Raw genomic sequence first — 8,293 nt, 5'->3', positions numbered from 1 at the left:
GGGCGAATAAATTCTAAAAAGTAACGAACATGCCCCAACACTGGAAAATTACGTAAAATTGTGTGTTTTTTTTGGGTTAGGTCATAAATCCAAAGAATGATGGTGGGGGTGAGAAACACAAAAAACCATCTGATATCTTCCAGCATGATAAATATCGCCAGGGCGATTAGTAACCTGATACCAAAACCGAGATACCATTGACGTCTCATCGTTAACTCCTTTTAATTAATTGGCATCCACGGATTCTATTTATATATTGTAGGTTGGACCCATGGCCCAAAACTGAACCCCCGTGTGGCTCGATGCTTGAGCCAGGTATAACTTAATGGCAATTGTTCCACAACTAATCCATTTCTGGAGCGCGTTCTATCTCGCCATTCACCATCTTGTTAATTTTATGTTCTAAAGACGTAATAAACTGAGTTACTTGATGGTGTTGTTGCGCTTGTTCGCTTTTGCACATCACTAATTCATGGCTAATATCGAGGGCAGCCAACAATAAAGTGTGAAAATCATCTAATTGTTTGGCCTTCTTTTTATTAAGCATAATTTGATTATTAAGCTTTTGCGCGGCGAGAACTAAATTCGCTTCTTCACCATCTGGACATTTAATTTCATATGATTTATTTAGTAATTTAATAGAGCATGATTTTGTTTGTGTCATAATAAGGCCTTTGAATCGCTAGGGGTTTGGAGTAAATAGTAGCAATTTTGCTTGCAAGCAGCAAATACTGAGGTGAACCGCTGCGCCAAATCGGTTATCATGGGGCATTTTTTTATAGATGAGTTAATTATGTCTGCTGAAAATGAATATTGGACCTTACCTGAGTACGATCATTTTGTTGATGCGATTTCCTTTTTATCATTGCCGGTTTCTGCCAGTTCATTACATGGAATGATGTGTGGTTATCTTTGTGCCGGACAGGATTCTCAGGGCGAAGCCTATTTGCGTGCCTTGCTGAATAATAAAAAGGATGAGCAAAGCCGTAGTGCTTTATTGGCCTTATTCGCAGTTTTTTCCATCAGCCAACAGCAAATTACCCATTTTGATTTTAATTTTCAAATGATGCTTCCTGATGATGAGGAGTCTTTGTTGGAACGTGCTGCGGCATTTAGTGAATGGTGTGAAGGCTTCACCCAGGCATTAGCTTTATGTGGAATTGGCACGGATCAGTTCAATGAGGATGAAGCACAAGAAGCCTTACAACATATGATTGAGTTTGCCGAATTGGATTGTGATACTTTAGATGTAGACGCAGAAGATGAACGGGCATTGATGGAAGTAAGTGAATATGCACGCATGGCGGTAATTCGTTTGCACGGTGATTTAATGATGAATGAACGTAATCGTGGTGTAACCCATTAATAAGGATGTTGGTATGATTACTCAGCAAGAATATCAGGCAAGAAGAAATAAATTAGCGCAGCAACTACCGGAAGGCAGTGTTGCGATTGTTATCGCAGCACATGAACAGTTACGCAATGGGGATGCGTATTATCGTTTTCGCCAAGACAGTAATTTTTATTATCTAACCGGCTTTAATGAACCGGATGCCATTTTAGTGCTGATTGCGGGCAAAGAAAGTCAAAACATTCTTTTTAATCGCCCACGTAATCCTGCTGCGGAACAGTGGACTGGTAGACGTTTGGGACAACAAGGAGCAATAGACGAGCTAGGAATGCTGAGGGCTTATTCTATTGATGATGTTGCCGAAAAACTCCCGGGTTTACTCAGTGGTAAATCCGCCGTTTATTATTCTCTTGCTCGTAATGCTGAGTTGGAACAATTAATTATGGATTCCTTGTCCGTGCTTAAAGATCAGGTACGTCGAGGAGTTAAGGTGCCAAATTGCCTGTGTGATTTAGAGCCTGTTTTAGGTGAAATGCGCCTAATTAAAAGTGAGGCGGAGTTGGATTTAATGCGTCAGGCCGCGCGTATTTCCGTGGATGCTCATCTGCGTGCAATGCGCGAATGCAAAGAGGTACGCAACGAATATCAATTAGAAGCCGAATTGATTTATGAATTCAGCCGCCAGGGCTGCCGTAGTGTGGCTTATGATCCGATTGTTGGTGGTGGTGGAAATGCCTGCGTATTGCATTATACCGACAATAATCATCCTTTAAACGCCGGTGATCTGGTATTGATTGATGCCGGTGGTGAATATGAAAATTATGCGGCAGACATTACCCGAACTTTTCCTGTTAGCGGTAAGTTCAGCCCAGAACAAAAAAGTATTTATGAACTCGTTCTTAAATCACAAAAAGCAGGTATTGCGGCAGTAAAACCAGGTGTTCCCTGGAATTTAGTGCAACAGACTATCATCCGTATTTTAACGGAAGGCTTATGCGAGCTGGGTATTTTGCAGGGTGAGATTGATGAGTTAATTAAGCAGGAAGCCTTTAGACCGTTCTATATGCATAATTCTGGGCATTGGCTTGGCTTAGATGTGCATGATAGTGGTCTTTATAAAATAGATGGTGAGTGGCGTCCTCTGGTGCCTGGAATGGTATTAACGGTTGAGCCGGGCTTATATATTAGCTCGAACACCCCTGGCGTAGATAAGCGTTGGTGGGGCATTGGAGTACGTATCGAAGATGATGTGGCAGTAACTGCTACTGGTCATGAAGTATTGACTGGAGCATTACCTGTTGATGTGGCAGACATTGAGGCATTAATGCGTGACTAATAAAGAAATAGATATTCTGATTATTGGCGGGGGCCTGACTGGAGCAACGTTAATGTTGGCGTTGCAAGGGTTTGGGTATAGTTGTTTGTTAGTGGATACACATGCCTTAGAACATAAAATCCATCCTGATTTTGATGCGCGTTCTTTGGCGCTTTCTCCCGCGAGTCAGCGTATTTTAACCATGCTGGGCGTTTGGGAGCATTTGCAGACGCAGGCAACTCCCATCGAGATGATTCATGTTTCGGATCAATCCCATTTTGGCGCATCGCGTTTGTATGCTGAAGTTGATGCACCTTTAGGCTATGTGGTGGAAATGCAATACATCAATCGCGCCCTGCATCAACTGTTGGACCCCCAGCAGATTTTGGCTCCAGCTAAGGTTGAATCTCTAGATCTCAGTAAAAAGACGGTAACGATTAATTCGGAAGCAGGACCAATAAATGTTGCTGCCCGTTTAATTGTTGCCGCAGATGGCACCCATTCTGCCCTACGACGTTTCTGCGGTTTGCCTTCACAAACGAAGTTGTATGGACAACAGGGCATTGTTGCCAATATTGGTTTGAGCCAGCCGCATGCTGGACGTGCTTATGAGCGGTTCACCGTTCATGGCCCTTTGGCATTATTGCCTATGCAAGAAAATAGAATGTCTTTGGTGTGGGCGGTGCCCGCTAAAGAAGCCAGCCAATTGCTGGAATTATCGGACGATGAGTTTTTACGTCAGTTGCAGCGGACTTTTGGATACCGCTTGGGTCGTTTTACCAAAACTGGCAAGCGTTCATTTTTTCCTTTACAGCAAGTGTTAATGCCACAACAAGTTAAAGACTCGGTGGTTTTTGTGGGGAATGCCGCGCATACCTTACATCCGGTTGCAGGCCAAGGATTTAATCTAGGGCTTCGCGATGTGGCTACTTTAGCACAATGCATTGCAAAGCATGGCTTAAATGCAGAAATGCTGGCGCAATACGTACAACTACGAGTCCATGATCAACGTATCATTGCGCGCTTCACTGATAGTTTAATTAACTTATTTACTAGTCGCTTACCTGGCATAGGGATTGCTCGTGGCTTAGGTTTGGTGGCTCTTGATAATATTCCTAGCTTAAAAGGTCTTTTAGCACGCTATGCTCGTGGATTTGGTGGTGTTGTTCCCGATTTAGTCTGTGAGATTGCGTTAAACGAACATGAGGCACAAGCCTAGAGGTAAATAAAATGAATTTGCAGTTTAACGTACTAATCATTGGTGGTGGGATTGTGGGTTTAACCGCAGCGATTGCCATGGCGCAACGTGGTTATACCATTGCCGTGATTGATGCTGGTTCATTAACGGTTGATACCAGTAAAACCGATTTGCGGGTTTATGCGATTAATCAAGCCTCTCAGACCTTATTACAGCAATTAGGGGCATGGCAGCATTTAGATCCATCTCGCCTTTCACCCTACAGCCAAATGTATGTTTGGGATGCCGTGAGTGGCGCCCATATCGATTTTGATTCACGATGTGTGGCTAGTTCCCATTTGGGTACCATTATTGAAGAATCAATACTAAAACAGGCGTTATTACACCAAGCAGCGCAATACCCTGAAATTCATTTATTTCCAGGTTGTTGTGTGGATGCAGTGCATGAGGACGCTCATGGCGTTAGGGTCTCCAGCCAGCAACAGAGCTGGGAAGGGCAATTATTAATGGTTGCCGATGGTGCCAACTCACCCGTGCGGCAACAACTCAAGGTTGCATTAACCACCTGGCCTTATCAACAACAGGCAATTGTGGCCACAGTAGCCGTAGAAAAAGCACATCAACATACGGCATATCAAGTATTTAATCCTGATGGTCCTTTAGCCTTTTTACCCTTGGCAAATCCTAATGAATGCTCCATTGTTTGGTCTAGCAAATCAGAACGTGCTAAAAAGCTGATGGAATGCACCGATGAGCAGTTTAATGACGAGTTAACCAAGGCCTTTGCCAGCAAGCTAGGCTCAGCTCACTTAATCAGCACTCGCCATCAGTTCCCTTTGCAAATGCGCCATGTGACGCAGTATACCGGTGCTCGTTGGTTACTGCTTGGCGATGCTGCGCACACGATCCATCCTTTAGCCGGTTTAGGTTTAAATGTTGGCTTGGCAGATATTAATACCTGGTTGCAGTGTTTGGATGCAGCTCCGGGTAAATTAGTATCTAAAAAAGCCTTGGGAGCCTATCAACGTGAACGCAAATATGCTGTTTGGCAAACGATCGCGCTGATGGAGGGATTCAAGCGTTTATTTAGTAATTCATTTACGCCTATGGTTACTTTACGAGGATTGGGCTTGGGTTTTTGTAATACCTTTATGCCGATTAAGCGTCTGTTTATTCAGCATGCTCGTGGTGTGGATTGAGACGCTGTCGGTGGCATGGTGTGTAGGCACTTTTTAGCTGGTAGCCTGCATGAGGTAATAAGAGGGATGAATTGTGAATAGAGTCGTCAATAACTACATTAATTTTATCTGATAATTCACAATTCAAGGCCTGTCCCCATAGGTTTTATTCTCTGCTGACAAAGGATGCTGATGGTAATCCTGTTTTAATTCAATATAATGGAGTTAACCAAGAGCTAATGTTGTATATTTCATTAGCTTGTCATTAATAGGCCAGGCAAGCCTATTAATGTCTTCGCAGTTTTGACCCGTAAAAAGTCTTTGTGTTCCATCAGGGCGCTACTTCACCGCGTTTGGGATGATGAGTTATTTTCAACCTCGAGCAAAAGTTCGGCGACTGAACGCGACTTTTTCTGCTACAGACTCATTAGGATGTTCTTTTTGATGGGCTTCAATGGCGCGATAACGCTTGAGGCCGCCTTCGCGGTTTGCAATTTGGATGTTTAATCCTGGACGTGCATTCAGCTCTAGCATTAAAGGGCCATGGTCTTTATCGAGCACAATATCCACACCAAGATAGCCTAGACCCGTTAAGTCATAACAGCTGGAGGCAATTTCTAATATATTATTCCAATAGGGGACTTCGATGCCAACAATCGGGTTTAGAGTGTCAGGGTGATAATCAATGGTGTCATTATGAAATACCCCACCTAAGGTTTTGCCAGTTGCTAAGTCCACGCCAACGCCAATGGCACCTTGGTGTAGGTTTGCCTTACCACCTGATAAACGCGTGGGAAGCCGTACCATCGCCATTGCAGGGTAACCTAATAAAGAAATAATGCGAATATCAGGAATACCTTCATAACTGACCTCGGCAAAGACGGGATCAACAACCACGCGCTTTTCGATAATCGCATAGTCAGAAGAACCGCCCAGACTGTACGCACCAGATAATAGGCAGGATAAATGGTAGCTCAACTCTTGGGCTGTAGTCAGTTTGCCATTAATTTGGCGATAGCGGCCATAGACCTTATCTTTAAATACTAAAATACCATCACCGCCAGAACCTCGAGCAGGTTTCACCACAAAATCATCGTAGGGGGCAAACAGTGTTTCAATCGACTTAATTTGCTGCTCTGTTTCGATGATTTCATATAAGGGTGGAACGGCAATACCCGCTTCCAGGGCTAATTTTTTAGTTTTAAGTTTATCATCAACCAAGGGAAACAATTTTCTTGGATTATAACGTAATACAAAATCAGTATTCCGTTGGTTAATGCTTAATATCCCATGGTCTTTTAAACGGCGAAACAAATTAATCATTTTTCTCTCGCAAGCACTTTAAAGCGTTTTAACTCAAACAATCGATAGCCACGATATTGGCCGAACCATAAAATCAGCGCGAGTAATACTAAAAGTAATTCAGGGAACGCGAAAATTAAATACTGCAGAGGCTCATAACTCATTGCCCAATACGAAATTACTGCCGCAAATAAGCTGCCAACCCCCGATTTGATTGCCTCAGATGCACCACGTTCATCCCAAGTGATGCACATGCGCTCAATCGTCATGGTTAAAATAACCATGGGGAAGAGGGCTACGGATAAACCAGCATCCAAACCAAGGTTTTGACTGACCACACTAATAAAGATCATCAGCAAAATGACCACCGTAAGAATGGCGGCCAATCGCGGCACCAACAGCAGCCGCAGCTGATCGAGATAAAAGCGTGCTAAAAGTCCAAATGACACGATCGTGACAAACAGACAGATTCCCCAAATGACATGGGTTTCTCTAAATGCCAAGGCAATTAATACCGGCATGAACGTACCAAAGGTTTTTATGCCGATAAAATTACGCAGAATTAAAATAATAAAGGCACCAATTGGCACAGTAAGCAAAATTTTATAAATCGCTTGTACATTTACCGGAAGTTGCAGCAGTGAAAAACGTAACAGTTGGGAGTCTGACTGCAATCCACGTGATTTGGCAATGCTTAAGGCATTTATAGGGGTAGGCGATACCGTAATGTTAAATAATGGTTTTTTACCACCAGTAACGTCATATACGGGCTCATTGCCGTATTGCCAGATCAAAAAGTCTTTAGGTAAGCCCGCACCACCGGTTTTCGGATTAATGTAAATCCAGTTTTTACCATTAAATACCGCTAAAAAGAATTTCAGCTCGGCTTTATTCTGCTGGGCTAAGTAAATACCTTTTACCGGCATGGCTGAGATTTTCGATTGGTTCAAAATCAAGATGGCTGCGTCAACGATTTGTTCATCAGTGAATTCATTGTCAACCAATAGCTTGGCATTTCCATCTTGTTTATTCAGTTCTTTAACCGTGCTTTGCGCAAAGGTCTTAATATCAGCAGAGCTTTGTCTCACCTGATTGGTAATGGTTTCAACGGCCGATTTTTGACGTTCATTCAATGGTTGTGACTTGATTGCGGTTGGAGCGCCTAATGGTGATTCATTAGCATCTGTTTGCCGGAAGATGGCTCGATAATACAAGGACTGAGCGCCATGAGCGCGTCGTATGGACCAAACTGTTTCTCGGTTATCGCCATTGAGGTTTGTGGTTACTCCGTAGTTTCGTGAAACAAAATATTCATCGAGAATCGCGAAGTGTGGGGGTAAGTAAGGGATATTGAAACTGGCTTTAATGGGCGTGCTGGGGTCTGCAACAAAGCGCAAGTTGGATTCTACCATCCAACTATTGACGGTTTCGGTATCCGTTAACGGCACGTCCAGTACGAGATGCCGATACAAAAAGATTCCCGTTCCTAAAATAAATAACGTGAGGATAAGACCATAAACGTGACGCGTATTGTTTTTCATTATTTCTTACTGCTCTGGGTTTTAACGGTAAAAGTCAAGGCAGGATCTATTGCACCATTAAATGCAATAATGGCATCTCTACCCAATAATAAAGGATAATTAAATCGTTTGCGGTTGGTTAAATTAACTTTAATCGTTTTAACTTGATCTCCAAGTTGGATTGCAAGTAAAACTACAGGGCGTTTAATGGGGGCATGGGGTAATAAACCGTCATTTTCACCGGCACGAACTTTAATTTTTACGCGGCCCTTATACTCCCCTTCAAAAAGGTATTCCCCAGTTTTTGTCGGTACTGTAAAGCGCAAGTAAGGTACCCCTTTTACGTTTATTTCCGTAATATTGGTTGCATTTAATGATGCTGATTTAGCTCCGGTATCTAATTTTGCCGATAAGACTAAATCTTTTCCT

Annotated in this window: 8 protein-coding genes and 1 pseudogene; 4 read left to right on the top strand and 5 right to left on the bottom strand. The window is 43.0% G+C overall.

The annotated features are described in order from the left end of the window. Positions 1-209: pseudogene (locus ACQY7T_RS00945) on the bottom strand (FMN-binding glutamate synthase family protein); the annotation flags it as partial. A gap of 134 nt (positions 210-343) precedes the next feature. Continuing rightward, entirely contained in the window at positions 344-664 is a 321-nt protein-coding gene (locus ACQY7T_RS00940; protein WP_428410865.1) for a cell division protein ZapA, read from the bottom strand. Positions 665-793: 129 nt separating this feature from the next. Here ACQY7T_RS00940 and ACQY7T_RS00935 point away from each other — a divergent pair, with 129 nt between their 5' ends. Genes ACQY7T_RS00935 through ACQY7T_RS00920 form a run of 4 tightly spaced genes read left to right on the top strand, consistent with a single transcriptional unit; the run spans position 794 to position 5,063 of the window. Further along, positions 794-1,366 carry a UPF0149 family protein gene (locus ACQY7T_RS00935; RefSeq protein ID WP_428410864.1) on the top strand — a complete coding sequence of 191 codons (573 nt, stop codon included), beginning with the start codon at positions 794-796 and terminating at the stop codon, positions 1,364-1,366. 13 nt (positions 1,367-1,379) lie between these two features. Then, a complete protein-coding gene (gene pepP / locus ACQY7T_RS00930; RefSeq protein ID WP_428410863.1) occupies positions 1,380-2,687 on the top strand; it encodes a Xaa-Pro aminopeptidase in 1,308 nt (435 codons plus the stop codon). After that, positions 2,680-3,885, top strand: coding sequence for a 2-octaprenyl-6-methoxyphenyl hydroxylase (gene ubiH, locus ACQY7T_RS00925; protein WP_428410862.1), 1,206 nt, complete (start codon positions 2,680-2,682; stop codon positions 3,883-3,885). The genes pepP and ubiH overlap by 8 nt, the downstream gene beginning before the upstream one ends. Before the next feature lie 11 nt (positions 3,886-3,896). After that, the gene (locus tag ACQY7T_RS00920; RefSeq protein WP_428410861.1) at positions 3,897-5,063 is read left to right on the top strand and encodes an FAD-dependent oxidoreductase; all 1,167 of its coding nucleotides are present in this window, start codon (positions 3,897-3,899) and stop codon (positions 5,061-5,063) included. Positions 5,064-5,414: 351 nt separating this feature from the next. On the opposite strand, the gene ACQY7T_RS00915 is transcribed toward ACQY7T_RS00920, so the two are convergent. The 3 genes from ACQY7T_RS00915 to ACQY7T_RS00905 all read right to left on the bottom strand — a co-directional run. Beyond that, a complete protein-coding gene (locus tag ACQY7T_RS00915) occupies positions 5,415-6,365 on the bottom strand; it encodes an alpha-L-glutamate ligase-like protein (protein ID WP_428410860.1) in 951 nt (316 codons plus the stop codon). Further along, positions 6,362-7,885 (bottom strand): inactive transglutaminase family protein, encoded by a 1,524-nt coding sequence (locus tag ACQY7T_RS00910; RefSeq protein ID WP_428410859.1) that lies wholly within the window; start codon positions 7,883-7,885, stop codon positions 6,362-6,364. Before ACQY7T_RS00910 ends, ACQY7T_RS00915 begins: the two co-directional genes overlap by 4 nt. Continuing rightward, the coding region (locus ACQY7T_RS00905) for an ATP-dependent zinc protease family protein (protein ID WP_428410858.1) at positions 7,885-8,293 on the bottom strand (409 nt) is incomplete at its 5' end. The genes ACQY7T_RS00910 and ACQY7T_RS00905, both read right to left, overlap by 1 nt.

Origin of the sequence: Legionella sp. (assembly GCF_965140895.1) — a bacterium.
In the GTDB taxonomy this organism is placed as follows: Bacteria; Pseudomonadota; Gammaproteobacteria; order Legionellales; family Legionellaceae; genus Legionella.
This window is presented reverse-complemented; position numbering and strand designations above follow the sequence as displayed.

What these genes read in the sequence shown, in the direction of transcription:
- ACQY7T_RS00940 (WP_428410865.1), bottom strand. Translation starts at nt 664, where the DNA reads ATGACACAAACAAAATCATGCTCTATTAAATTACTAAATAAATCATAT.
- pepP (WP_428410863.1), top strand. Translation starts at nt 1,380, where the DNA reads ATGATTACTCAGCAAGAATATCAGGCAAGAAGAAATAAATTAGCGCAG.
- ACQY7T_RS00935 (WP_428410864.1), top strand. Translation starts at nt 794, where the DNA reads ATGTCTGCTGAAAATGAATATTGGACCTTACCTGAGTACGATCATTTT.
- ACQY7T_RS00920 (WP_428410861.1), top strand. Translation starts at nt 3,897, where the DNA reads ATGAATTTGCAGTTTAACGTACTAATCATTGGTGGTGGGATTGTGGGT.
- ACQY7T_RS00915 (WP_428410860.1), bottom strand. Translation starts at nt 6,365, where the DNA reads ATGATTAATTTGTTTCGCCGTTTAAAAGACCATGGGATATTAAGCATT.
- ACQY7T_RS00910 (WP_428410859.1), bottom strand. Translation starts at nt 7,885, where the DNA reads ATGAAAAACAATACGCGTCACGTTTATGGTCTTATCCTCACGTTATTT.